The organism is Comamonas humi (assembly GCF_054782535.1).
In genome coordinates, this window is the sequence record NZ_BAAGSH010000003.1 from 26,096 (window position 1) to 50,155 (window position 24,060).

24 protein-coding genes are annotated in these 24,060 nt (G+C 67.2%); 13 read left to right on the top strand and 11 right to left on the bottom strand.

All coding sequences use genetic code 11. The annotated features are described in order from the left end of the window. Positions 1-19: 19 nt before the first annotated feature. Positions 20-1,177, top strand: a complete 1,158-nt coding sequence (locus ACYVKR_RS02455) for an acyltransferase family protein (protein WP_460479151.1) — start codon at positions 20-22, stop codon at positions 1,175-1,177. A 21-nt stretch (positions 1,178-1,198) separates the two neighbouring features. On the opposite strand, the gene ACYVKR_RS02460 is transcribed toward ACYVKR_RS02455, so the two are convergent. After that, on the bottom strand, positions 1,199-1,543 hold the full coding sequence (locus tag ACYVKR_RS02460; protein ID WP_460479152.1) for an alkylphosphonate utilization protein: 345 nt from the start codon (positions 1,541-1,543) through the stop codon (positions 1,199-1,201). Between the two features lie 65 nt (positions 1,544-1,608). Next, the gene (gene rnk / locus ACYVKR_RS02465; protein WP_460479153.1) at positions 1,609-2,022 is read right to left on the bottom strand and encodes a nucleoside diphosphate kinase regulator; all 414 of its coding nucleotides are present in this window, start codon (positions 2,020-2,022) and stop codon (positions 1,609-1,611) included. A 148-nt stretch (positions 2,023-2,170) separates the two neighbouring features. On the opposite strand from rnk, the gene ACYVKR_RS02470 reads away from it, so the two are divergent. The 3 genes from ACYVKR_RS02470 (at position 2,171) to ACYVKR_RS02480 (ending at position 5,305) form a co-directional block, all read left to right on the top strand. Continuing rightward, positions 2,171-3,361 carry a radical SAM family protein gene (locus tag ACYVKR_RS02470; protein WP_460479154.1) on the top strand — a complete coding sequence of 397 codons (1,191 nt, stop codon included), beginning with the start codon at positions 2,171-2,173 and terminating at the stop codon, positions 3,359-3,361. Positions 3,362-3,466: 105 nt separating this feature from the next. Next, on the top strand, positions 3,467-4,087 hold the full coding sequence (locus tag ACYVKR_RS02475; protein ID WP_460479156.1) for a DUF937 domain-containing protein: 621 nt from the start codon (positions 3,467-3,469) through the stop codon (positions 4,085-4,087). Between the two features lie 216 nt (positions 4,088-4,303). Beyond that, positions 4,304-5,305 carry a YcjF family protein gene (locus ACYVKR_RS02480; protein ID WP_460479158.1) on the top strand — a complete coding sequence of 334 codons (1,002 nt, stop codon included), beginning with the start codon at positions 4,304-4,306 and terminating at the stop codon, positions 5,303-5,305. 11 nt (positions 5,306-5,316) lie between these two features. Here ACYVKR_RS02480 and ACYVKR_RS02485 read toward each other — a convergent pair whose 3' ends face one another. Then, entirely contained in the window at positions 5,317-6,285 is a 969-nt protein-coding gene (locus tag ACYVKR_RS02485; protein ID WP_460479160.1) for an SdiA-regulated domain-containing protein, read from the bottom strand. A gap of 153 nt (positions 6,286-6,438) precedes the next feature. Beyond that, positions 6,439-8,193: an MFS transporter gene (locus tag ACYVKR_RS02490; protein ID WP_460479162.1), complete on the bottom strand. Its 1,755-nt coding sequence runs from the start codon at positions 8,191-8,193 to the stop codon at positions 6,439-6,441. 118 nt (positions 8,194-8,311) lie between these two features. On the opposite strand from ACYVKR_RS02490, the gene tsaD reads away from it, so the two are divergent. Beyond that, positions 8,312-9,364, top strand: coding sequence for a tRNA (adenosine(37)-N6)-threonylcarbamoyltransferase complex transferase subunit TsaD (gene tsaD / locus ACYVKR_RS02495; protein WP_460479163.1), 1,053 nt, complete (start codon positions 8,312-8,314; stop codon positions 9,362-9,364). A gap of 96 nt (positions 9,365-9,460) precedes the next feature. On the opposite strand, the gene ACYVKR_RS02500 is transcribed toward tsaD, so the two are convergent. Beyond that, positions 9,461-10,243, bottom strand: coding sequence for an enoyl-CoA hydratase/isomerase family protein (locus ACYVKR_RS02500; protein WP_460479165.1), 783 nt, complete (start codon positions 10,241-10,243; stop codon positions 9,461-9,463). Positions 10,244-10,485: 242 nt separating this feature from the next. Here ACYVKR_RS02500 and ACYVKR_RS02505 point away from each other — a divergent pair, with 242 nt between their 5' ends. Further along, the gene (locus ACYVKR_RS02505) at positions 10,486-11,280 is read left to right on the top strand and encodes a crotonase/enoyl-CoA hydratase family protein (protein WP_460479167.1); all 795 of its coding nucleotides are present in this window, start codon (positions 10,486-10,488) and stop codon (positions 11,278-11,280) included. A gap of 87 nt (positions 11,281-11,367) precedes the next feature. On the opposite strand, the gene ACYVKR_RS02510 is transcribed toward ACYVKR_RS02505, so the two are convergent. Both ACYVKR_RS02510 and lexA read right to left on the bottom strand, forming a co-directional pair. Then, on the bottom strand, positions 11,368-11,913 hold the full coding sequence (locus ACYVKR_RS02510; RefSeq protein ID WP_460479168.1) for a hypothetical protein: 546 nt from the start codon (positions 11,911-11,913) through the stop codon (positions 11,368-11,370). A gap of 114 nt (positions 11,914-12,027) precedes the next feature. Further along, positions 12,028-12,732: a LexA family protein gene (gene lexA, locus ACYVKR_RS02515; RefSeq protein WP_460479169.1), complete on the bottom strand. Its 705-nt coding sequence runs from the start codon at positions 12,730-12,732 to the stop codon at positions 12,028-12,030. 103 nt (positions 12,733-12,835) lie between these two features. Between lexA and ACYVKR_RS02520 the strand changes: the two genes are divergently transcribed. Then, the gene (locus ACYVKR_RS02520) at positions 12,836-13,792 is read left to right on the top strand and encodes an asparaginase (protein ID WP_460479170.1); all 957 of its coding nucleotides are present in this window, start codon (positions 12,836-12,838) and stop codon (positions 13,790-13,792) included. A 78-nt stretch (positions 13,793-13,870) separates the two neighbouring features. Here ACYVKR_RS02520 and adk read toward each other — a convergent pair whose 3' ends face one another. After that, a complete protein-coding gene (gene adk / locus ACYVKR_RS02525; protein ID WP_460479171.1) occupies positions 13,871-14,527 on the bottom strand; it encodes a nucleoside monophosphate kinase in 657 nt (218 codons plus the stop codon). 224 nt (positions 14,528-14,751) lie between these two features. On the opposite strand from adk, the gene ACYVKR_RS02530 reads away from it, so the two are divergent. Further along, on the top strand, positions 14,752-15,174 hold the full coding sequence (locus ACYVKR_RS02530; RefSeq protein ID WP_460479172.1) for an acyl-CoA thioesterase: 423 nt from the start codon (positions 14,752-14,754) through the stop codon (positions 15,172-15,174). Between the two features lie 36 nt (positions 15,175-15,210). Here the strand turns inward: ACYVKR_RS02530 and ACYVKR_RS02535 are convergent, their stop codons facing one another. Both ACYVKR_RS02535 and ACYVKR_RS02540 read right to left on the bottom strand, forming a co-directional pair. Continuing rightward, positions 15,211-16,449: an MFS transporter gene (locus tag ACYVKR_RS02535; protein ID WP_460479173.1), complete on the bottom strand. Its 1,239-nt coding sequence runs from the start codon at positions 16,447-16,449 to the stop codon at positions 15,211-15,213. Between the two features lie 180 nt (positions 16,450-16,629). Then, positions 16,630-16,977, bottom strand: a complete 348-nt coding sequence (locus ACYVKR_RS02540) for a DUF3088 domain-containing protein (protein ID WP_460479175.1) — start codon at positions 16,975-16,977, stop codon at positions 16,630-16,632. 145 nt (positions 16,978-17,122) lie between these two features. Here ACYVKR_RS02540 and ftrA point away from each other — a divergent pair, with 145 nt between their 5' ends. Further along, positions 17,123-18,088 (top strand): transcriptional regulator FtrA, encoded by a 966-nt coding sequence (gene ftrA / locus ACYVKR_RS02545; RefSeq protein ID WP_460479176.1) that lies wholly within the window; start codon positions 17,123-17,125, stop codon positions 18,086-18,088. 332 nt (positions 18,089-18,420) lie between these two features. Here the strand turns inward: ftrA and ACYVKR_RS02550 are convergent, their stop codons facing one another. Beyond that, complete coding sequence (locus tag ACYVKR_RS02550; protein ID WP_460479177.1) at positions 18,421-18,897, bottom strand: helix-turn-helix domain-containing protein; 477 nt, start codon at positions 18,895-18,897, stop codon at positions 18,421-18,423. Positions 18,898-19,187: 290 nt separating this feature from the next. On the opposite strand from ACYVKR_RS02550, the gene nusG reads away from it, so the two are divergent. From nusG to ACYVKR_RS02570, 4 genes are all read left to right on the top strand, one after another. Then, entirely contained in the window at positions 19,188-19,748 is a 561-nt protein-coding gene (nusG, locus tag ACYVKR_RS02555; RefSeq protein WP_460479179.1) for a transcription termination/antitermination protein NusG, read from the top strand. Between the two features lie 236 nt (positions 19,749-19,984). Continuing rightward, positions 19,985-21,211: a polysaccharide biosynthesis/export family protein gene (locus tag ACYVKR_RS02560; RefSeq protein ID WP_460479180.1), complete on the top strand. Its 1,227-nt coding sequence runs from the start codon at positions 19,985-19,987 to the stop codon at positions 21,209-21,211. Continuing rightward, positions 21,208-21,657, top strand: coding sequence for a low molecular weight protein-tyrosine-phosphatase (locus ACYVKR_RS02565; RefSeq protein ID WP_460479182.1), 450 nt, complete (start codon positions 21,208-21,210; stop codon positions 21,655-21,657). The genes ACYVKR_RS02560 and ACYVKR_RS02565 overlap by 4 nt, the downstream gene beginning before the upstream one ends. A gap of 54 nt (positions 21,658-21,711) precedes the next feature. After that, positions 21,712-23,958: a polysaccharide biosynthesis tyrosine autokinase gene (locus ACYVKR_RS02570; protein ID WP_460479183.1), complete on the top strand. Its 2,247-nt coding sequence runs from the start codon at positions 21,712-21,714 to the stop codon at positions 23,956-23,958. Positions 23,959-24,060: the final 102 nt, after the last annotated feature.

A 24,060-nucleotide genomic window follows, 5' to 3' on the forward strand; every position in this document is an offset into this window, starting at 1 on the left:
GTCCGGTGCAAGCCCCGCAGTGACTGCTTCTGTCTCCTTCTCCTCCCGAAGTTTCTGGATCGATGCGCTCAAGGGCCTGGCCTGCATGACCATCGTCTGGCACCACCTGGCTTTCTACGGCCCGATGTCGGATGTCGCCTCCCAGGCGACGCCAGCGCTGATCGGCTGGCTGTCCGAGTACGGCCGCATTGCGGTGCAGGTGTTTCTGGTGATGGGCGGCTACCTCGCCGCGTCCAGCCTGATGCCCGAGGGCCTGGCGCGCGAGGGCAGCAGCCTCGAGCGCATAGGCAAGCGCGCCATGCGCCTGATGGCCCCGTATTCGGTGGCGCTGTTGCTGGCCGTGCTGGCGGCGGCGCTGGTGCGGCCCTGGTTCGACCATGACTCGGTGCCGGGCCAGCCCTCATGGCACCAGTTGATCGCCAACGTGCTGATGCTGCAGGACGTGACCCACGAGGATGCGCTGTCGGCCGGTGTCTGGTACGTGGCCATCGACTTCCAGCTGTTCGCCGCGACGGTGCTGCTGCTGGCGGCCGTGCGGCGGCTGGCGCCGGCCTCCGGCCCGGGCCTGAAAGGCCTGACCTGGGCGCAGTGCCTGGTGATCCTGGCCACGGCGCTGTCGCTGGTGTATTTCAACCTGCACGCCGAGTGGGACATGTGGTTCTTCTACTTCATGGGCTCCTACGGCCTGGGCATGCTGGCCTGCTGGGGCCAGCGCAGCGCCCGCCCGTGGGCCTGGACGGCGCTGCTGCTGGCGCTGGGCCTGGGCGCGCTGGCGCTGGAGTTCCGCCTGCGCATCGCGGTGGCGCTGGTCACGGCCGTAGGCCTGCTGTGGGTCATGAGCCTGGACGGGGCAGGGCAGGCGTCCGGCCACATGGCGTGGCGCCAGTGGGCGCCCATGCGCTGGCTGCTGGCGCTGGGACAGATGTCCTACTCGGTCTTCCTGGTGCACTTTTCGGTGATCCTGCTGGCCAATGCGGCCATGTCGCACTGGTTCCCGGCCGGGCCCGGCTGGAACTGGCTGGGCATGCTGGCGACCTTCGCCGCCTCCCTCGCGGTGGGCAGCTTGCTGTACCGCGTGGTGGAGACCCATGCCCCTAATTGGCGCTACCTGGTGCGCCTGGGCCTGGGCTTCGTCAGCACCGGCCTGCTGGTCAGCCTGGTGAGCAGCCGCCTGTAAGCCAGGGCTGGTCCGGGCCGGTCAGGCCTTTTTGACGTAGGCGGACTTGAGCTGCATGCTGCCGATGCCATCGATCCGGCAGTCGATGTCATGGTCGCCGCCGGTCAGCCGGATGCCGCGCACCTTGGTGCCGACCTTCACCACTTGCGACGAACCCTTGATCTTCAGGTCCTTGATGACCGTGACGGTGTCGCCGTCCTGCAGCACATTGCCCACGGCATCCTTGATGACGGCAGCCGCCTCTTCAACCTCGGGCGCGGCATCCGCCGACCATTCGTGTGCGCACTCCGGGCAGATCAGCAGCGCCCCATCGGCGTAAACGAATTCGGACTTGCACTGCGGGCATGGGGGCAGGGAGGAAGACATGGCGTGGATCTCTGGCAAAGGGTGGAAAAGCCGGGCATTCTACGGGCGCAGATGCGCGCCCGCGCTCAGCGGTGCCAGTCGCCGGCGCGCTCGGGCTGGTAGCTGATGCCGGTGACCTTCACGGTCATCGCCTGCCCGCCCACGGTGGGCCAGGCCAGCTCATCGCCCACCGACAGCCCCAGCAGCGCGCTGCCCACCGGCGCCAGCACCGAGACCTTGTCGCTGCCGCCGTCCACATCCTTGGGGTAGACCAGGGTGAGTTGGAAGGCCTTGCCGGTCTCGGCGATGTCGAAGCTCACCGTCGAATTCATCGTCACCACGTTGTCGGGAATGTCCTGCGGCTCGACGATGTCGGCGCGCCCGATCTCCGCCTCCAGCGCCGCCCGGCCGGGGAAGGCCTGCGTCGACGGATGGCTGAGCAAAGCCTCCAGGCGATCGACATCGAGCGACGAAAGAATGAGGTGGGGCTTGGGCGACATGGCGGTGAACGATTCCTGAAGGCGAAAAGTCGTCAACTCTAGCCCCATCCGAATATCGCACGGCCCCAGTGCGATAAGGCCTCCAGCACGTGGCGGCCGGCCTGGTTTTACCGCTTGAATACTGTATATAAAAACAGTATCATGGGGAATGCCTGCGCGATCCGACCTTCCCTTCGATCCTCCCGCCGCCATCAAGGGCCGGGGTGCCGTGAGCCGGCCGCAGCACCGCTTTGCCGGCGATACGCGCGAGCGGGCGGACGACGGCTGGGCGCCGCTGCAGCGGCTGGACCGCCAGAAGGCCGGCGAAGCACCGCCGGCCGATGCCGAAGACGAAGCCTGGTGGGCCGGGCAGCCGGCCTGGACGACCGAGGTGCGCGTCGAGCAGGTGCGCAGCGCGGTGCAGAAGAACGACTCACCCGACATCTACTTCGACCATTCCGTCAACCCCTACCGCGGCTGCGAGCATGGCTGCATCTACTGCTATGCACGGCCGTACCACAGCTACCTGAACCTGTCGCCCGGCCTCGACTTCGAGACCCGGCTGGTGGCCAAGGCCAATATCGCCGAGGTGCTGGCGGCCGAGATCGCCAGGTCCGCGTACCGGCCGGCCTCGCTCAATATCGGCTCGGCCACCGACTGCTACCAGCCCATCGAGCGCGACTGGCGGCTCACGCGGCACATCATCGAGGTGCTGAACCAGGCGTCGCACCCGTTCTCGCTCATCACCAAGAGCAGTGCCGTCGAGCGTGATATTGATTTGATAGCGGCTGCCGCAGCGCACAAGCGGGCTGCGGTCTATATCACCATCACGAGCCTGGATGCGGGCCTGGTGCGCCTGCTGGAGCCGCGCGCCGCCGCGCCGCACCGGCGGCTGCGCACCATCCGCACGCTGGTGCAGGCCGGCATTCCGGTGGGCGTCAGCGTGGCGCCGCAGATCCCGTTCATCACCGAGGACATGGAGCAGGTGCTGGAGGCCGCGCGCGACGCCGGCGCCACCAGCGCGTTCTACACCATGCTGCGCCTGCCCTGGGAGCTGAACACGCTGTTCCAGGAATGGCTGCAGGCGCATTACCCCGACCGGGCCGTGCGCGTGATGCAGCGCGTGCGCGACGCGCACGGCGTGAGCGATGCCGACCGGCTGCGCGGCAAGAGCTATGACAGCGGCTTTGCCCACCGCATGAAGGGCCAGGGCCTGTGGGCCGACCTGGTGCGCCAGCGCTTCGAGAAAGCCTGCCGGCGCCTGGGCCTGAACCGCGAGCGCACGGTACTGGACTGGAGCGGCTTCGACGCCTGGCGGCAGGGCCTGCGTGCCGACGCCCGCCAGCAGTCGCTGTTCTAGGGGTTGACGAAGTTTTGCCTTGAAGGGTGCAAGGGTTTCACCGAATGGGGCTACCATGCGCCGATACCTCCGGATGTCCGGTGGCACCATTTGAAAGGAAACACCATGTCTGCCAATCCCTCGCTCGTGGATGAACTCATGTCGCAGCTGCAGGGCGCGCCGCTGCAACAGATTGCGCAAGGCCTGGGCACCGACACCGCGCAGGCCCAGTCCGCCGTGTCGGCGGCGCTGCCGATGATGCTGGGCGCCCTGGGCAACAACACCCAGAGCAGCCAAGGCGCGGACGCCCTGTTCGGCGCGCTGCAGCGCGACCACACCGGCGGCGGCGGGCTCGACCTGGGCGGCCTGCTCGGCGCGGTGCTGGGCGGCGGCGCGGCCCAGGCGGCACCGCAGGGTGCGCAGGGCGATTCGGCAGGCATCCTGGGCCATATCTTCGGCGGCCAGCAGGACCAGGCCTCGGGCCAGTTGGGCCAGGCCACCGGGCTGGGCGACAACGCCGGCAAGCTGCTGGCGATGCTGGCGCCCATCGTGATGTCCTTCCTCGCGCAGCGGGTCATGTCCGGCGGCATGAATTCGTCCGACCTGGGCAGCGCGCTGGGGCAGGAGCAGGCCAATGCGCAGCAGCAGGGCGGCGTGGTCGGCGACATCCTCGGCTCGCTGCTGGGCGGCGGTGGCGGTCTGGCCGACCTGATCAAGATCGGCGGCAGCCTGCTCGGCAAGCGCTGACCGCTCCAGTCTTTGGAAGCATCCCCCATGCCTGAAGCCGGGCCTGGGGGATTTTTTTATGCGCGCATGTCGCGGTGCAACGGCATGTAAGGCAAGACCCCAGGCCGCCGGGGAGCCGGGCGGTGGCGTCTAGGATAGGGCGCTGTTGAACGGCGAGCGCCGCCAATGCTTCGCATTGCCGGCCCGCCCTGTGAAAACCGCTCGATGAGGACACTGATGACCACCGAAGAAATCCGCGCCATTCTCACTGTCTGCCTGCTGGCCGCCTATGCGGACGGCGACAAGCACGACCGCGAACGCGAGCAGATCCGCCAGGTGGCGCAAGGCCTGGTGCAGGACCAGCAGGTCAACCTGCCCGGCCTGTACCAGGACGTGCTGACGCGCCGCGTGCAACTGGCCGATGTGCTGCCCCAGCTGGCCAGCGCCGAGTCGCGCCAGCTGGCCTACGAGATGGCTCTGTGCGTGTGCGAGGCCGATGGCCAGACCAGCGTGCAGGAACAGGCCTTCCTCGCCCGGCTGCGCGAGGCGCTGGGCCAGGCGCCGGCGGAGTTCGCCGCCCAGGCCGATGCGCTGGCGGCGGCACCGCTGCAGGCGGCACCCGCAGCGATGCCGGAAGTGGCCGCTGCGGGATCGCCTGTGCCCCATCCGGCTGCAGTCGATGGATTGCCGGGCACCGCGGCGCAGCGCCGCCCCGGCACGCTCTCGCCGGCAGAGATGGACCGCAAGATCCTGAACGCCTCGATCCTCAATGGCGCCATCGAGCTGTTGCCCGAGAACCTGTCCACGCTGGCCATCATCCCGCTGCAGATGCGGCTGGTCTACCAGATCGGGCAGGGCTACGGCTACGAGCTGGACAGCGGCCACATCAAGGACCTGCTGGCCACGCTGGGCGTGGGCCTGACCTCGCAGTACCTGGAGCAGGCCGGCCGCAAGCTGCTCGGCGGCCTGCTGGGCAAGGCGGGCAAGGGGATCTTCGGCGGGCTGGGCCGCCAGGCCGTGAGCAGCGGCATGAGCTTCGCGTCCACCTACGCGCTGGGCCACGTCGCCAACCAGTACTACGCCGGCGGACGCACCCTGGGCACGCAGATGCTGCGCGATGCCTACCAGCACGTCATGGCCGATGGCCGCCAACTGCAGGCCCAGTACCTGCCGCAGATGCAGGAGATGGCGCGCGGGCTGAACACGGCCAAGATACTGCAGATGGTGCGCGGCGGTTGAGGCGCTGCGGATCAGCTTGCCGGCATCGGCCTGCCAGCTTTGGTGAAACGGTAGAACAGGTTCGGCTCTGCAATGAGGTAGATCGCATCGTCGGGCCCGACCGATATCCCCTCGGGCTGGCGTATCTTGTGTCGGAGCCCGCCAACTCCTTTCCAGAGCGGCAACACCCCGAGCAGTGCGCCCTGGCGCGAATACTCCGATACCGCCGCGGACTCTTCGCTCAAGACCAGCAGGTTGCCGGTGCGCGAGTGCACGCTCAGCGAGGCCAGATCGCTGCCCAGCGGACCCAGCCATCCCGAGGCGTTCCAGTTCCGTACGCGAACCCCGGACGCCTGCACGGTGCCTTGCTCCAGGAGTCCGTCCACGGCCAGTATGCGCCGCGGCCATTTTTCGTTGACCACCAGCATCTCGGCGCGTGATTCGTCCCAGGACAGGCCCTCGAAACCCAGGTTGTGCAGGTGGCTGAAATCCAGGGCCAGGCGCGTGGTGTCCACGGTTTGCACTGACAGCATCCCCGGCCGGATCCTGACCCAGTGCAGGCGATTGTCCGACTCGTCCGAGATCGCGAACAAGTCGCCTTCGACGTGGGTGACTCCTTCGGGATCCACGGCAGCAGGCAAGGGAATGTGGCGCAGCAGCCGCCCGTCGACGGACAGCTCCGCCAATGCCGGCGGGCGGTTGATGGCAACAAACAGCGTGCCCGTCTCCTGGCTGTAGGTCAGGCCGGACGCATTGGCGCTGAGCCCCGGGATGGGAAGTGCCTCGATCGATACGGCATAGGAGCCCAGATCCAGTTGCGGCGTTGCCGGCAGCGCTGCTGCGCGAGGGGGAAAGAGCCAATGGGCCGCGATGCGGGGCCAGTCCAGATAGGCGGCAGTTGCCAGCAGGGAGGCGGCCAGGCCCAGGAGAAGGCGGCGTACGGCCCGGGCGGGCAGCCACGCCATGGTGAAGTGAGGCAAGGTACGCGGGTTGAGGCGCAAGGACGCGCGCCTCGAGGCCATCGCCTCTGTGGGCGGGGTGCCGGCGGGCGCAAGCTTGCAAGGTTGGGATGGCTGCCGAGTCTAGCGCGCTGGCTTGGCGCTGCGGCCGGCAAAACGTAAGAATCGCAACGGCAGGAGACGGCCGCGTGCTATTCAGATCGCATGCGCAAAATAGCGCTGCACCACGGGTGGCTCCTTGCCCTGGTGGAAGGCCAGCTTGCGGTCGCGCAGCGTCACGTCGGCCGCCGTCACGCGGTCGAAGCGGCGCAGGTGCTCGGTCCAGGACTCGTCGACGATCTGCTCCAGATAGCGCTCGGGGTGGCTCATGCTGTGCAGCAGATGCCAGGCCAGCGCACCCTGGCGCATGCGGCTGCGGCGGCTCTCCTGCATCAGCTCCAGGAATTCCTCGGCCCGGGCCGGATCGATCAGGTACTCGATGGTCACGATGACGCGCCCGGCCTCGGGCGGCATCTCGGCCACCGGGCGCTTGATGGCCTTGGACGGGCTCATGTCCTCCTCGATCTGGCGGTCCACCATCCAGCGCTGCACCAGCAGCATTGCCAGCAGGCCGGTCGCGGCGGCCAGCGCCAGGCTGTCACGCACACTGAGCAGGCTGGCGATCTGGCCCCACAGCGCCGCGCCCGCCGCCGTGCCGCCCATGATGGACATCTGGTAGATGGACATGCCGCGCGCCCGCACCCAGTTGGGCAGCGCCATCTGGGCCGAGACGCCCAGCGTGTTGGCCGTGGTGATCAGCGCGATGCCGGCGAGCACCATGGCCGGCACGGCCACATAGATATTGGGCGCAAAGGCCACGATCAGCGTGGCCAGGCCCTGCGAGGCCGTGCCCAGCAGCACCAGCCGGTCCTTGGAGAAGGCCTCGCGCAGGCGCGGCAGGAACAGCGCGCCGATGATGGCGCCCGCACCCATGGACGCCAGCAGCAGCGTGAAGGTGTTGGCGCCGCCGCCATCGGTGGCGGGCCCGTGCAGGCGCTGGGCCGTCAGCGGCAGCAGGGCCATGACGGCCGTGGATTGCAGGAAGTAGACCACGGTGCGCGCCAGCACCGCGTGCATGCGCGGCGACTCCTTGACGAACTGCAGGCCCACGCGCATGGCCGAGGGCAGGCGCTCGCGGCCCAGCGGGTTCTCGTGGTGCTTGCGCTTCCAGCGGATCAGCACGAAGCCCGAAACAATGGACAGTACCGCGTTGAGCACGAACACCCAGGCGCTGCCCAGGCTGGCGATGATGGCGCCGGCCACCAGCGGGCCGATGATGCGCGAGGCGTTCATGGCCACGGCGTTGAGCGCCATCGCCGAAGGCAGGTGGTGCTTGGGCACCAGCTCGGGGATCAGCGCCGAGAACACGGGCCAGCGCATGGCCAGGCCGATGCCGTTGGCAAAAGTGAGCGCCAGCAGGATGTGCGCCGTCATGCGGCCCGAGAGCACGGCCAGGCACAGCACCAGGGCCACGGCCGCGACCCAGAACTGCGTGACGATGAAGTAGCGGCGTCGGTCCAGGATGTCGGCCAGCGCGCCGCTGGGCAGGCCCAGCAGGAACACCGGCAGCGTGGACGCGGACTGCACCAACGCCACCAGCACGGGCGAGGTGGTCAGCGAGGTCATCAGCCAGGCTGCCGCCACATCGTTCATCCACATGCAGGTATTGGCCGCCATCCAGATCAGCCACAGCATGCGGAAGGTGGGGGTGGACAGCGGCGCCCAGACGGCGCTGGAGGCTTTCTGCTGCTGCGCATCCCGGGCGGCCTGCGCCGCCGCGGCCACGTCCTCGGCGGCCATGCCCGAAGGGTCTTCCAGCAGGATGCCGGGGCCGGGGGCGCCCGGCTTGGCTGCGGTCGCTGGATCGCCGGCTGGCGGCGCTGCGGGCGGGGAAGTGTGATCGTCGGCCATGAACCTCCATTGTGCGGGCAAAAAGACCGGTTTCAGCGCGGGGCGCCGGCCTTGCGTTCGCTCGGGCATTTCAGGCACCGGCCGTGCCGGGTACTGGATATTTTTTACACTGGCGGCCATGAGTTTGCTGATTTTGGGAATCGAATCCTCCTGCGACGAGACGGGCGTGGCCCTGGTGCAGGCAGAGCAGGGCACCGCCGTGCCGCAGCTGCTGGGCCATGCGCTGTTCAGCCAGATCGACATGCACCGCGCCTATGGCGGCGTGGTGCCCGAGCTGGCCAGCCGCGACCACATCCGCCGCGTGCTGCCGCTCACCCGGCAGGTGCTGGAATCCTCGGGCCGCACGCTGGCCGAGGTGGACGTGGTCGCCTTCACGCGCGGCCCTGGCCTGGCCGGGGCGCTGCTGGTGGGTGCGGGCACGGCCTGCGCGCTGGCCGCGGCGCTGGACAAGCCGGTGCTGGGCGTGCACCACCTGGAAGGGCATTTGCTGTCGCCCTTCCTCAGCAGCGACCCGCCGGAGTTCCCCTTCGTCGCGCTGCTGGTGTCGGGCGGGCATACGCAGCTGATGCGCGTGGACGGCGTGGGCCGCTACGAGATTTTGGGCGAGACCATCGACGACGCCGCCGGCGAGGCCTTTGACAAGTCCGCCAAGGTGCTGGGCCTGCCGTACCCGGGCGGGCCCGAGCTGTCGCGGCTGGCGCAAGCCGGGCGGGCCGATGCCTTCAAGCTGCCGCGTCCGCTGCTGCACAGCGGCGATCTGGACTTCTCGTTCGCCGGGCTGAAGACCGCGGTGCTCACGCAGGCCAAGAAGCTGGGCGATGCGCTCGAAGCGAACAAGGCCGACCTGGCGGCATCGACGCAGGCCGCCATCGTCGAGGTGCTGGTGAAGAAGACGCTGGCGGCGCTGGCGCAGACCGGCATGCACCGCGTGGTGGTGGCCGGTGGCGTGGGCGCGAACCGGCTGCTGCGCGAGCAGCTCGATGCCGCCTGCGCGGCGCGCGGCATCCGCGTGCACTACCCGGAACTGCATCTGTGCACCGACAACGGCGCGATGATCGCCATGGCCGCCGCCATGCGCCTGCAGGCCGGGCAGCAGCAGGCGGACAAGACCTACGCCTTCGACGTGAAGCCACGCTGGCCGCTGGACGCGATCAGCGCTGCAGCGGTCTGACTGCAAAAACAATAGCTTCTGGCGCTTGCCAAACAATGATTTCAATGCTGAAAGTATTTGAAATCCTTATGGGATAAGCGCCAGCAGCTCTCTTTTTTACCACTGGAACAGCGGCGGCTGCTTGGCGATGAAGCGCTTGATCGCCTCCTGGTGGAACTCGCTTTCGCGGCACAGGGTCTGGGCGATGGCCTCCTGCTGGTAGACGGCGTCGCGGGCGGTCTCGAAGGCGCGGTTCATCACCACCTTGGTCATGCCGATGGCCTCGGTCGGCGCGCTGGCGAAGCGCTCGGCAAAGGCGAGGGCGCGCTCCAGCACATTGCCCTCGCTCACCTCGTAGACCATGCCCAGCGACAGCGCTTCCTGCGCATCGACGACGCGGGCGGTGAAGGCCATCTCCTTGGCCTTCTGCAGGCCGATCAGGCGCGGCAGCAGGTACATGGCGCCGAGGTCGGGGATGAAGCCGATCTTGCTGAACACGCAGCAGAACTTGGCCGTGGGCGCGGCGAACACGAAGTCGGCGCTGAGCGCCAGCGACAGGCCGGCGCCGAAGGCGCTGCCCTCGACCGCGCTGATCACGGGCTTTTCCATGTCCAGCAGCTCGTCGAACCACTTGTGCAGCGCCAGCATGCGGTTGCGGCTGTCGAAGACATCCTGCTTGCCCGAGACGGTCTGCGCCATCGACTTGACGTCGCCGCCGGCGCAGAAGTGGCCGCCGGCGCCGGCCAGCACGATGGCCTTCACGGCGCGGTCGTCGCGCAGCTGCGGCACCAGGCGCGCGAATTCCTCGCGCATGGACTGGTCGAGCGCATTGCGCGCCTCGGGGCGGTTCAGGGTCAGCAGCGCGGTCGCGCCGTGCATGGTGAGCGTCAGGGAGGTCATGGTCGTCGGTCCGGAAAAAAGGGGGCGCGTGGCCGGGTGCCCGTGCGCCGGGACTTGCATCCTAAGAATAGCCGCGCGGCCGGCCTGTCCCCCACAAGTCAGACTTCGGCAATGCTGAACGGGAGCTTACGCAGAGGCGAGGGACCCATACGCAATCGGTGTCAGCTGATAGCGCGGCAAAGGCGGCGTTTGCGCGTATGCTCCGGCGCAAACACCCTAGCAGGACCCTGAAGGAGCACATCGTGAATGCATTCTTGAAGTACGAGCAGCGCGGCCATGTGGTGACGCTGACCATGTCGCAGCCCGAGCAGCGCAACCCCCTGACCGGCAACACGGCGGTGGACGAGTTCGTGGCCGCCATCGACCGGATCAGCGCCGATCGCAGCGTGCGTGCCGTGATCCTGACCGGCGAGGGCCCGGCGTTCTCGGCCGGCGGCGACATCCGCAAGATGAAGGAGCAGTCCTTCGGCGAAGTGGACGGCATGCGCATCCGCGAGGACTACCGCCAGGGCATCCAGCGCCTGCCGCTGGCGCTGTTCAACCTGGAGGTGCCGGTGATCGCCGCCGTCAACGGCCCGGCCGTGGGCGCGGGGCTGGATCTGGCCTGCATGTGCGATCTGCGCATCGCGTCCGACAAGGCGCGCTTCGCCGAGAGCTTCGTGAAGATGGGCATCATCCCTGGCGACGGCGGTGCCTGGCTGCTGCCGCGGGTGATCGGCCTGTCGCGCGCAGCCGAGCTGTCGCTCACCGGCCGCATGATCGATGCCGCCACCGCGCTGCAGTGGAACCTGGTGTCGCAGGTGGTGCCGCACGATGAGCTGCTGGCCGCCGCCAACCAGCTGGCCGACGAGATCGCCGCGAACCCGCCGCAGGTCACGCGCATGACCAAGAAGCTGATCCGCGAAGGCATGCACATGAGCCTGGCTTCGCTGCTGGAACTGTCGGCCGCCTACCAGTCGCTGGCCCACCAGACGGCGGACCACCGCGAGGCGGTCTCGGCCTTCCTGGAAAAGCGCACGCCGCAGTTCGGCGGTTGAACCGGCCTGCCGCAACATCGGCAGATTCTTGATGAAAATAGCTGCTAGCGCTTATCTGTAAAGCGCTGGCAGCTATTTTTTTATGAGTCAGCTCACATGCTCGAGGCGCTCCAGCCGCTCGAGTTCGGCACAGACATCGGCCATGCGGCCGGCAATGGCCCAGCCGGTGGAGCGTCCGGCGCGCTGGCCGGCAGGGCCCCAGAACATCTTGATCGACGCATCGTTGGCCGCGGCGGCGCTGTGCCGCTGCACCGGGCTGGCCAGGTTGGACCTGGCGGCCTGGACACGCGCGCCGCGCGCCTGGCGTTGCGAACGGGGGCTGGTGGGGCGCGGGCGGCGGATCAGCTCCAGCGGGCGGGCTTGGCCGGTGGCGGCAGGCGCGTCCAGCAGGCTGAGCTGCTCGCCGCTGCCGGCTTGCTGGTGCACGACGGCGCTGCGGTGCCAGGCCACATGGGGCTGGGCTGGTTCAGGGCTGGCGGGGTTGGCAGCGCGCGCCGCCGGCAAGGCCAGCCCGGCATCGTTGGCGCTGTGCAGCGGGCCCGCATTTGGGGACGAGGCCGTGGTGAAGGCCGTGAAGGCGAGGGAAGTACGGGCGTGCGGCACCAGCGCGCGCAATGCGTCGGCAATCAGCATGTGAATCTCCTTGGGTGGTCAACACAGGCAGGATTGCGAAGAGGGGGCTGCCGCAGGGTTGCGCGGTGCTTGCGCACCGCGACAACGCCCGCCACCTGCGGCGGCCGGATGGGGCTACATCAGCATGGTGTTGCGGATCAGCCCCACGGCGATGCCCTCGATCTCGAAGGGCTCGCCGGGATGCACGACGATGGGCAGGTAGTCGGGGTTCTCGGCCAGCAGCTCGATGCCCTCGCGGGTGCGGTGCAGGCGCTTGACGGTAACGTCGTCGCCCAGCCGCGCGACGATGATCTGGCCGTTGCGGGCCTCGTGCGTGGCTTTGACGGCGAGCAGGTCGCCATCCATGATGCCGGCGTCGCGCATGGACATGCCGCGCACCTTGAGCAGGTAGTCGGGCTGCTGTGCAAACAGGCCGCCTTCGATGGAGTAGGTGCGGTCCACATGCTCCTGCGCCAGGATGGGCGAGCCGGCCGACACGCGGCCGACCAGCGGCAGCAGCAGGCCGCCCAGGCGCTGCACGACCTCGTTGCCCAGGTCGGCCAGCGAGGCGGAAACGCTGCCGCGCGCCTGCTGGGCATCCTGGATGGAGCGCAGCGCCTCGGCCTTGAGGCGGATACCGCGCGAGGTGCCGCTCACCAGCTCGATGGCACCCTTGCGGGCCAGTGCCTTCAGGTGCTCTTCGGCCGCGTTGGCGGATTTGTAGCCGAGCGCGGTGGCGATTTCGGCCCGCGTGGGCGGGGCGCCGGTGCGGGCAATGGCGTCTTGCACCAGCTCCAGGATTTGCTGTTGACGGGCCGTGAGTTTGAGATGGTCTCGCATAAGATCTCCGGTTCATTGACAGGCAGGCGATGAAGCCATGGCCCGTACCTGTGAATTAATCCAGTACCTGTATTTTTAACCAGTTTTTTGCGAGAGGCAAGAGATGCCATCAAAAATTGTGCTGATTGGCACCGGCGGCACCATCGCCGGCCTGGCGCCGGACGCGGCGAATGCCGGGCAGTACCAGGCGGCCCAGCTCTCGGTGCAGGCGCTGCTGCAGGGCCTGCCCGGCAGCGACGCGGTGCCGGTGGAGGCCGTGCAGCTCGCGCAGATCGACAGCAAGGACATGGACGATGCCGTGTGGCGTGCGCTGTTGCAGGCCTGCCACAGCGCCATGCTGAACCCCGAGGTGCGCGCCGTGGTCATCACCCATGGCACCGACACCATCGAGGAGACCGCGTGGTTCCTGCAGGAGTGCCTGGGCCGCCTGCCCAAGCCGGTGGTGCTGACCTGCGCGATGCGGCCGGCCAATGCCTTGATGCCCGACGGGCCGCAGAACCTGCGCGATGCGCTGGCGGTGGCCACGGCCGAGGCCGGGCTGCCCGAGGTGGTGGTGGTGGCGGACCGCGAGGTGCATGCGGCGCGCTGGGTGCAGAAGATCCATCCGCACCGGCTGCAGGCCTTCGGCTCGGGCGAGCAGGGGCCGGCGGGCTGGGTGGAGAACGGCCGGGTGCGCTGGGCGTATGCCGCCGCGGCCGATGCCCGGCCGGATTACTGTGGCGAGCAGGCGGTGCAGGCGCTGGCGCAGGCCGGCCAGCCCTGGCCCTGGGTGGAGGTGGTTACCAGCCACGCGGGCGCCCGTGCGGAGCTGATTCCCGCCTTGCTGCAGGCCGGCGTGCAGGGCCTGGTGCTGGCCTGCACCGGCAATGGCACGCTGCACCAGGCCATGGAGGCCGGCGCCGCGCAGGCGCGCGGCCAGGGCGTGCTGGTGTGGCGCAGCTCGCGCTGTGCGCTGGGGCAGATCCTCGAGGCCAGCCCCGCGGCTGAGGCGCCGCCCGCATCCGCGCTCAGTGCCGTCAAGGCGCGGGTGTCGCTGCAGTTGCGGCTGCTGGGCCTGTAGGCAAAGAAAAAAGCCACTATCGAAAAGATAGTGGCTTGCGCTTGCTGTGTAAGGGCTAGAGGCTGATTTGGCTGAAAATCAGGATTCCAGGGCCGCCAGCGCGCGGCCGGTGATGTCCTCGACGCTGCCCATGCCGCTGATGGCGCGGTACTTGGGGGCGCCGGCCGCATCGCGCTGGGCCCAGGCGCTGTAGTAGTCGACCAGCGGGCGGGTCTGCTGGCTGTAGACGTCGAGGCGCTTCTTGACGGTATCTTCCTTGTCGTCCTCGCGCTGGATCAGCGGCTCGCCGGTCAGGTCGTCCTTGCCCTCGACCTTGGGCGGGTTGAACTTGACGTGGTAGGTGCGGCCCGAGGCGGGGTGCGAGCGGCGGCCGCCCATGCGCTCGATGATGGCTTCGAAGGGCACGTCGATCTCGAGCACGTAGTCGAGCTTGACGCCGGCATCCTTCATGGCATCGGCCTGCGGAATGGTGCGGGGAAAGCCGTCGAACAGGAAACCGTTGGCGCAGTCGGCCTGGGCGATGCGCTCCTTGACGAGGTTGATGATGAGGTCGTCGCTCACGAGCTGGCCCGCATCCATCACGGCCTTGGCCTGCAGGCCCAGCGGCGTGCCGGCCTTGACGGCGGCGCGCAGCATGTCGCCGGTGGAGATTTGGGGAATGCCGTATTTCTGGCAGATGAAGGCTGCCTGGGTGCCTTTGCCGGCACCAGGTGCTCCCAACAGAATCAACTTCATACTCGTCCTCGAATGGTTATATCTTTGTGGCAACAGAAACGGGCCTGCAAGCCCGTCACTGTGTTGGAATCTGAGTTGAGCATATCACGGCGTGGATGAATGTCACCTAATTGAAATCGGGGGTTTTACAGGGGGAGCGGCCGGCAAAAGCGCGGTGGCGACAGGGCGTGCAGCGGCCGAACGGCCAAAGGCCGGTAGACTGCGTCGAAAATCAGGAAGGACGTATGAGAATTTCGCTGCCGGAACAGAAAAAATGGGTGCACGACTCGCCAATGGACGTGCGCTGGGGGGATATGGACAAGCTGGGCCATGTCAACAACACGGTGTATTTCCGGTACATGGAGACGGCACGGGTCGAGTGGCTGCACGGTCTGCCCCAGTCGCCCTACAGCGAGGGGCGCGGCGCCGTGGTGGTGAATGCGTTCTGCAATTTTGTGCGCCAGATCGAATACCCGGCCCGCCTCGTCGTGAAGATGTATGTCAGCGACGCTGCGCGCACCGCGTTCGAGACCTGGTACGAGATCGAGTACGAAGGCCAGCCCGGCGTGGTCTATGCCACGGGCGGCGCGACCGTGGTCTGGGTCGACCACGTGCAGCGCAAGGCCGTGGAACTGCCCGAGAGCCTGCGCGCGCTGGTGCAGGAGTAGCAGGGCGGAGAGAGCCGGTGAGGGTTCGCCGGCGTGCTATCCGTGGTCAGCCGCCTGCGGCGTTCTGGCCGCGCTCCGGTGCCCGGGGCGAAAGGCGTGCTGGCGGGCCGTCCAGGCCACGGCCCAGGCGCATGCCAGCAGGCCGGCGATCACCCAGGGAAAGCTGCGCACCCCGGTGGTTTCGAGCAGCAGCCCGCCCAGGGCACCGCTGCCGGCGAAGGCCAGGTTGAACACCGTGACCAGCATCGACTGGGCCACCTCGGCGTGCTCGCCGGCGGCGTCGGCCAGGGCTGTCTGCAGCAGCGTGGGGGCTCCGCTGAAGCTCAGACCCCACAGCAGCACGCCTGCATAGACCATCGGTACGGAGGCGTGGCCGAGGCCGAATACCAGAGCCACGGCGCAGAAAACGCCCAGGGCCAGCAGCACCAGCGTCCGCAGGAAGCGGTCCACCAGCATGCCTACGCCCCAGATGCCCAGCATGGCCGCCATGCCAAAGCCGAGCAGCACGCGGTCGAGTTGCGCTCCCATGCCCACCGAATCCAGAAACGGCGACAGGTAGGTATAGAGGATGTAGTGCGGCAGTATCCAGGCCGTCACCACGAGCAAGACGGCGCGCACGCCCGGCGTCGTGAGGGCTTGGCGGAAGGCCACGGGCTGCCCTGCCGCCGGCGCCGCGCGCTCGGGCAGGCGCCACGCCACCCAGAGCATCAGCAGCAGGCCCGCAGCGCTGAGGCAGGCGAAAACCCCGCGCCATCCCAGCAGGCCGCCGGCCCAACTGGCCAGGGGCACGCCCACGCACAGCGTCAAGGGAATGCCGAACATGGCCACGGCCAAAGCCCGGCCCTGCTGGTGCGGCTCGACCAGGCTGCGGGCGTATGGCGCCAGCAGGCTCCAGGCCAGCCCGGTGGCCAGTCCCACCATGAAGCGTGCGGCCAGGCTGAGCAGGAAGTGGGTGGACAGCGCGGTGACCAGGTTGCAGAGGCAAAAGCAGGCCAGCACCGCCAGCAGTATCCGCCGGCGCCCCCTGTGGCGGGTCGCCGCCGTCAGCGGTATGGCGGCCAGGCCGGAGCCCAGTGCGCACAGCGTGACCATCTGGCCAGCCCAGGCCTCGGAAATGCCGAACCCCGCCGCGATCTGCGGCAGCAGGCCGGCAGGAAAGGTTTCGTTGGCCGTGGCGAGGAAGCTGGACAGGCTCAGCGCGATCAAGCCACCCAGGGGAAAGGCCGCGTTGGCCGGTGCGGATGCTTCCCCGGTGCTCAGGGAGGAACTATTCATATGGTTGCCAGGCACTGCTCGGATGCTATGGTTTTGAAAGGCCGGCATGGTACATGGCCGGTCCCTTTTTGATAACGAGCCAAGCCTTGAAAGGCTTTCAACCGTGAATGAACAGTGCTGGTAGGCGGTTCCACCGGGTGCCTGGGTTTGCCGCAGGTGGCCGCTGGAGGCTGCGCAAGCTCAGGAGGCGCGCGCCACGCCGTACTGCGTGGACAGGTAGCGCCGGATCTGCTCGGGCGCATCGATGAAGCGGACCCCGTGGTGCGCACGGGTCTCCACGCCGGCATCCACTGCGATCCGGTCGTCGCCCAGCACCAGCACGGGCGCGGACTGGTTGTCTTCGCCGATGAGGGCGACGATGGCCGCGCGGGGGCGTGGCGCTTCGATGTAGTGCACATCGATCTCGTTGCGCAACTGCGGGAAGAAGCTCAGCAGTCCTTCCACGGCGACCGAATCGCCGCAATAGAACGGGCCTTCGGATTCCTTGAAAAATCCGGGTTTGAGCATGAACAGGGTGTCTTTCTTCATGGGTGAGCCTTGAGGTAGTTGAAAGGGGGCAATGGGTGGGGCGATGCAACTGGTTGGAGCGGCTGCACCGTGCTCGCCATCGTAGGAAAGGCCGGTGCAGCAGGCGAGTGGCACGAATGACAATTTACGTAATAATCGCGCCAATATGGAATCTGCACGCATCGAGCCGGGGCTGGTGGCCGTCATCGTGTATGACGGCCTGAGCCTGTTCGAGTACGGCTGCGCGGTCGAAGTCTTCGGCCTGCCGCGCCCCGAACTGGGCGAGGGCTGGTACCGCTTTGCCGCCTGCGCGGCAGAGCCCGGTGTGCTGAGGGGGGCGGGTGGCATCCAGATCCAGCCAGCCGCAGGCCTGGAGCTGCTGCCGCAGGCACGCACCATCATCGTTCCCGGATGGCGCGGCATCGACGCCCCGGTCCCCGAGCGGCTGAGCGAGGCCCTGCGGCAGGCCCATGCAGGCGGCGCCCGCATCCTGTCCATCTGCACTGGTGCGTTCGTGCTGGCAGCGGCAGGGCTGCTTGACGGCAGGCGCGCCACGACCCACTGGCGCCATGCCCCTGCGCTGGCGGCCCGCTATCCGCGGGTGCAGGTGCAGGCCGATGTGCTGTACGTAGATGCGGGCTCCATCCTCACCTCGGCCGGCAGCGCGGCCGGCATCGACCTGTGCCTGCATCTGATCCGCCGCGACCTGGGCCCGCGTGCGGCCAACCAGGTGGCCCGGCGCCTGGTCATGCCGCCCCACCGCGAAGGCGGGCAGGCGCAGTACATCGAAGAACCCGTCTCCCGGCGGCCGAGCGCCTCGCTGGCGCCGCTGCTCGATGCAGTGCGTGCCGACCTGCGGGGCGACTGGCCCATTGCCAGGATGGCGATGCACACCGCCACCAGCGCCCGCACTTTCCAGCGGCACTTCGTCCAGGCGATGGGCATGCCGCCGGGCGAGTGGCTGGTGACGCAGCGGCTGGCCGCCGCCAGAACCCTGCTCGAAGAGACGGACGCCGGCGTGGACGAGATCGCGGTGCAGGTCGGGTTTGGCGATGCCGCCCTGCTGCGCAGCCACTTCCGCAGCCGGCTCGGTACCAGCCCCGGCAGCTACCGCAAGCGGTTCCGGGCATAGGCCTCATGGCGCGCTGGCGTAACTTTTATTAACTGGTTTGAGGCTTCTGCACGTTGCTCGATGGCAGGGCACAGGCAGTTCCCATCCAGGTCTTGCTGCGGCGGGCCCACCCACATGCAGGAGGGCGTTCATGCGACATGCCACCCCCAACTGCTACCGCCCCCAGGGCCCGGCACAGGCGGAATGCTTGCGATCAGCGCTTTGTCGATTGACTGTTGTCGATGGTTCTGTGAAATCTGTGATTTCCGTGAGATTTTGTGCGGATTGCGTGCGTTTCAGGGATTGTGAAATTTCTATTTCATTAGAACATTATTGAATAACAAATGGGTTTTCTATGCATCCTGCACAGCTTCCTGGGCTGGCGGGATGTGGTTGTTCATGGCTGCTTCCCGCCAGCCATGCCGGTGCAGCAGCTTGTACACCGTCGACAGTGCAATGGCCCGCCCCAGCTTGGCTTCCAGATCGGCCTTGATCTCGGTGACGGCCGGTTTGTCACCCGTGCGTGCCCGGGCCAGGTAGGGCGCCAGCACCTGGCGCTCCTGCGCCTCGGTCATGTGGTGGTTGCGGCGGCCGCCGCGCGCAGGTGGCTGCCCCTCGATGACAGCCTGCCCGGCCAGGAAGCGGTTGCGCAGCCTGGAGGTCCATGCCACCGAACGGCCGATGGCCTGTGCGGTTTCCTGCAGGCTCATGCCGTGGGCCAGCGGCAGCACCACGGCCTGGGCCTGGCGCAATTCCTCCGCAGTCTGTGCCCGCGCCAGTATCTCGCGGGCCCGCTCCAGATGGTCCGCACCTCTTGCCGTTCTTGCCACGTACGTCTTCCCCAGGATCAATGGTTTGATTATTGATCTTTTGAAGTGGAAATGAAATAAACGACTCGCATTTAAGCATGGGAATGGCGCTCTCCCATGCAAAAAAGATGCGTGACATGAACTGTAGCCTCAGGATACATGCTGATGCGTTCTCGCCCCCAGCGTCCAAAAATTCTGATTAAGATAAAAAGAGATCAATATTTATTCAATGTTTTCAATGTGTTATCGCATGCCGCATTGCGCCGGCTGCAGAGGCAGTGGGTTGGCATTGGCTAAAAGGGGGGAGGGTTGTGATCGACAACAAGATTCATGCAGGGACGCAGTCCGTGGACTCGGGGCATGTCCATGAGGAGGCCGCGGACTGGTTTGTGGCGTACGCGCGCCCCAAGCTGGAAGCGGTGGCGGTTCACAACCTCGAAGCACAGGGCTTCGAGGCTTACCTTCCGCTCTACAAGCGCCTGAAAAAGGTCGACGGCAGTGCGAAGGTGGTCTTCGAGCCGATGTTCCCCCGGTATGTGTTTTTCCGGCCTTCGCATCCAGGCCAGTCCATCGCGTCGGTGAGCGCCACGCGTGGCATGTCGCATGTGATCCGCTTCGGCACCCAGATTGCCACGATCCGCCCGGACATCCTGGACGCCATCCGGCGTTTCGAGGCCGATCGCAATGCCATGGATGTGGCGGAGCCCGCTGTGCTGCGCCCTGGCAACCGGGTGCGGTTCAGTGATCCCGCCTTCCAGGGCCTGGAAGGCCTGGTCCAGTCGGCTTCCAGCCGCCGTGTATCGGTGCTGCTGGAACTCATGGGCCGTCCGCAACTTGTCAGCGTCGAATCGCACCGGTTGGAGGCGGTCTGACGGCGTCTTGAAAAGTCCCTGCCGGCGCGACCGGACAGGTTCCTACAACCAGCAGATCCATCCCATGTTTCACCACCAAAAGGGTGCAGACATTGCGGTAGCCTGCGCGCCCGTTTTTTCAGCCCGAGTGCTTGCAGCTTTTCTTCGTGTTGGCGGGGAGGCTTCGAGCCCAGTCATTTTTCGCCGATCGCGGTTGGGGCCCAGTGCCGCAGCCATGGCCATATCTCCTGATTTCCATGCAGAAGAACCTTGAATTTCCACGTTGTTCGTCGTCCTTGCGCTGGTCTGCGCTGGTGCTGGCCCTGGCCGGCCTGGGGGGCTGCGCCTATGCGCCGGGCCTGTCCATGCACAAAGGCCTGGGCGCCGATGGGGCCGCGCCCCTGCCGGAGTCCCACGCCGCGCAAGGTGAGCGGGGTGAGGGCGCAACCTCCGGTGCGCCGGTGGGTGAGCCCGTGGCCCAGGATGCTCCGCCTGCGGGCGCGCTGCTCAGCATCACGCCGGATCTCATCCGCCAGCAGCGGGCGGGCCGGGCCACCGATGTAAGCGAAGAGGTGCGCAACCTGTTCGGTGAGGCCAAGCCCTACCGGATCGGCCCCGGGGATGTACTCAACATCGTGGTCTGGGACCACCCCGAGCTGGTGCTGGCGCCTGCCGGCTCCTCGCTGGCCACGGATGCCTCCAGCCTGTCGCCGGTGGGCAACGGCTACAACGTCAGCTCGGCCGGATATGTCCAGTTTCCCTATGTGGGCGGCGTCAAGCTGGGTGGGCTCACCGAGTTCGAGGCCCGCGATGTGCTGATCCAGCAACTCGCCAAGTACGTCAAGCAGCCGCGGGTCACGCTGCGCATCCAGTCCTACCGCAGCGGCCGGGTCTACGTCGATGGCGAAGTCCGCACGCCTGGCTTGCAGGCCATCAACGACATTCCGATGACGCTGCCGGAGGCCATCAACCGCGCCGGCGGCTTCACGGCGCTGGCTGACCGCTCCAGCGTGACCGTCTCGCGCGGCGGCAAGACCACGGCCATCGACATGCAGCAACTGACGGAGTTGGGCATCAACCCTTCCCACATCCTGCTGGGCAAGGGGGACATGGTGCGCGTGCTCAGCAAGGAGGAATCCAAGGTCTACATCCTGGGCGAGGTCACGCGTCCGGTGGCCCAGCCGCTGCGCAATGGCCGCCTGAGCCTGAACGAGGCGCTGGGCGAGGCAGGCGGCATCAGCACCACCACGGGCGATCCGAAGCAGGTCTATGTGGTGCGCGCCGTGCCCGATGGGCAGGCCCGGATCTTCCACCTGGATGCCAGCTCTCCGATGGCCTATGCCTTGTCCGAGGGCTTTGCGCTGAAGCCGCGCGATGTCGTCTATGTGGACCCGGTGCCCGTGGTGCAGTGGAACCGCGTCATCAGCCAGATCCTGCCGAGCGCGCTGGCTGTCAACAATGCCTCTGCCGCTGCGACCCGATGAGCAAGTCTGCGATGCAGCACATCCTGGTTCTCTGCATAGGCAATATCTGTCGCAGTCCTACCGCCGAAGCGCTGCTGCGCCAGCAGTTTCCCGGCAAGACCATCTGGTCCGCCGGCCTGGGTGCCCTGGTCGGCAAGCCGGCCGATCCCGAGTCAGCCGCCGTGGCCGCGCAGCATGGACTGGATCTCGCCGCCCACCGGGCGCAGCAACTGGCTGCCTGGATGTGCCAGAAGGCCGAGCTGATCCTGGTCATGGAGCAGAGCCAGAAATCCGCACTGGAGCAGCAATACCCCTGGACCCGCGGCAAGGTCTTCCGCCTGGGCGAGTGGGGCGGGTTCGATATCGCCGACCCCTATCGGCAATCCCGCGAGGCCTTCGAGGCCGCCTACAGCGGCATTGCCCGCGGGGTCACCGACTGGGTGCCCCGCATCCAGCAGCTGGGCTAGTCCCTTCGCTGACCTGAGCGTCCAACCACACACGGATCAGAAGCAATCGAACGTATGAATTTTCCTCCTTCCCATCCCAACACCGCGCAGGCGATGCCGCCCAGCCAGCCCCCCCAGGACGAGGGCGATGCCATCCATCTGCTCGACCTGCTGGACGTGGTGCTCGACAACCGCTGGCTCATTGCCGGCATCACCGCGCTGGCCCTGGCCATTGGCGTGGGCTATGCATTGCTCAGCACGCCGATCTACCAGGCCGACACCCTGATCCAGGTCGAGGACACCAAGATCGGCGGCGTCAACAACATGCTGGGCGACATGAGCAACATGTTCGACATCAAGTCGCCCGCCGTTGCCGAGATCGAAATCCTGAGTTCTCGCCTGGTGGTTGGCGAGGCCGTCGCCAACCTGCAGCTCGATCTGGATATCCAGCCCAAGTACATTCCGCTCGTGGGGCGCTGGCTGTCGCGGCGTGCCACGGGGGTGTCCAATCCTGGCTTCCTGGGCATGGATGGCTATGTCAGCGGTACCGAGGCGCTGCAGGTCGCCCAGTTCTCCGTGCCCAAGGCGCTGGAGGGCAAGGCCAACACGCTCGTCCTCACTGACACCGGCTACCAGCTGGTTTCGCCCGATGGCGACCTGCTGGGCGAAGGCCGCTTCGGCGAGCCGCTGCGCTTCAAATACCAGGATGCGCAGGGCGAGTTGCTGGTGACTGGCGCCCAGGGCAAACCTGGCGCGGTCTTCTACGTCACACGCTATTCCCGGCTCGACGTCACTGGGCGCTTGCAGGATGCCATGCGCATCGCCGAGCAGGGCAAGCAGTCCGGCATGATCCGCAGCACGCTTGAAGGCAGCGATCCCGCGCTGATCGCCCGCACGCTCAACGAGATCGGCAAGCTGTACGTGCGCCAGAACATCCAGCGCAAGGCGGCAGAAGCAGAAAAATCGCTGGCCTTCCTCGACACCCAGTTGCCCCAGCTGCGCAAGGAACTGGAGGCGTCCGAGCAGAAGTTCAACCAGTTCCGCAGCAAGAACAACGTCTTCGATCTCGAAGGCGAGGCCAAGGTCATGCTGGAGCATGGCGTGAAGCTGCAGACCAGCCTGATCGAGCTACAGCAAAAGCGCAAGGAACTGGAAGCCCGCTTCACCAGCGCCCATCCCAGCATGCAGACCATCGACGAGCAGATCAAGAGCATCAACGGCGAACTCGCCAAGCTGAATGGCCGCGCCAAGACCTTCCCCACGGTGGAGCAGGATCTGCTGCGCCTGACGCGCGACGTCAAGGTCAACAACGAGCTGTACACGAGCCTGCTCAACAGCTTCCAGCAACTGCGTCTGGTCAAGGAAGGCCGGGTCGGCAATGTGCGCGTGGTGGACGAAGCCTCCGTGCCCGAGCTGCCGGTCAAGCCGCGCCGCGCGCTGGTGGTGGCGCTGGCCGGCGTGCTCGGCCTGCTGGCCGCACTGGCGCTGGCCTTTGTGCGCAACAGCCTGCGCCCCGGCATCAAGGACCCGTCGGACATCGAGCAGCACAGCGGCCTGCACGTGTTCGCCACGGTGCCGCACTCCGAAATCCAGGTGCGGCAGGCCAAGGCCATCAAGGACAAGGTGCCCGGCAACCATGTCCTGGCGCTGCAGGCTCCCGACGACCCGGTGGTCGAAAGCCTGCGCAGCCTGCGTACGGCGCTGCAGTTCGCCATGCTCGATGCCACCAGCAACCTGGTGCTCTTCACCGGTCCCACCCCGGGCATCGGCAAATCGTTCACCAGCGTCAACTTTGCCGCGGTGGTGGGGGCCGCCAACAAGCGCGTGCTGCTGATCGACGCCGATCTGCGCAAGGGCCACCTGAACAACTACTTCGGCCAGGGCCGGGAGGGCGGCCTGAGCGAGGTGGTCAGCGGCAGCCTGCCGCTGGACAAGGCCGTGCGCCGCAGCGTGGTGCCCAACGTGGACTTCCTGTCCACCGGCATCCTGCCGCCCAACCCGGCCGAGCTGCTGATGACCCCGGCCACCCAGGCCCTGCTGCAGCAGGCCGCCGGCCAGTACGACCTCGTCATCATCGACGCGCCGCCGGTGCTGGCCGCATCCGACGCCGGCATCCTGGCGCCGCTGGTTGGCGCCGTGTTCATGCTGGCGCGGGCCGAAGTCACCAGCCTGGGCGAGCTGCTGGAGGCTTCGAAGCGGCTGCTGCAGACCGGCGTGCAGGTGCGCGGCGTGGTCTTCAACGACCTCGACATGAGCAAGCGCCGCTATGGCTATGGCGTTGGCTACAAATACAAGTACCGCTACACCCAGTACCAGTACTGAGGCGCCTGAGCGTAGCGCGTTGAGCGAAAGCAACCAAGGCGGCCCGCGCTTGCTGGTACTGCGCTGACGCCTCTTTCCCCGAGGGCAGACCTGCGGTTCTGC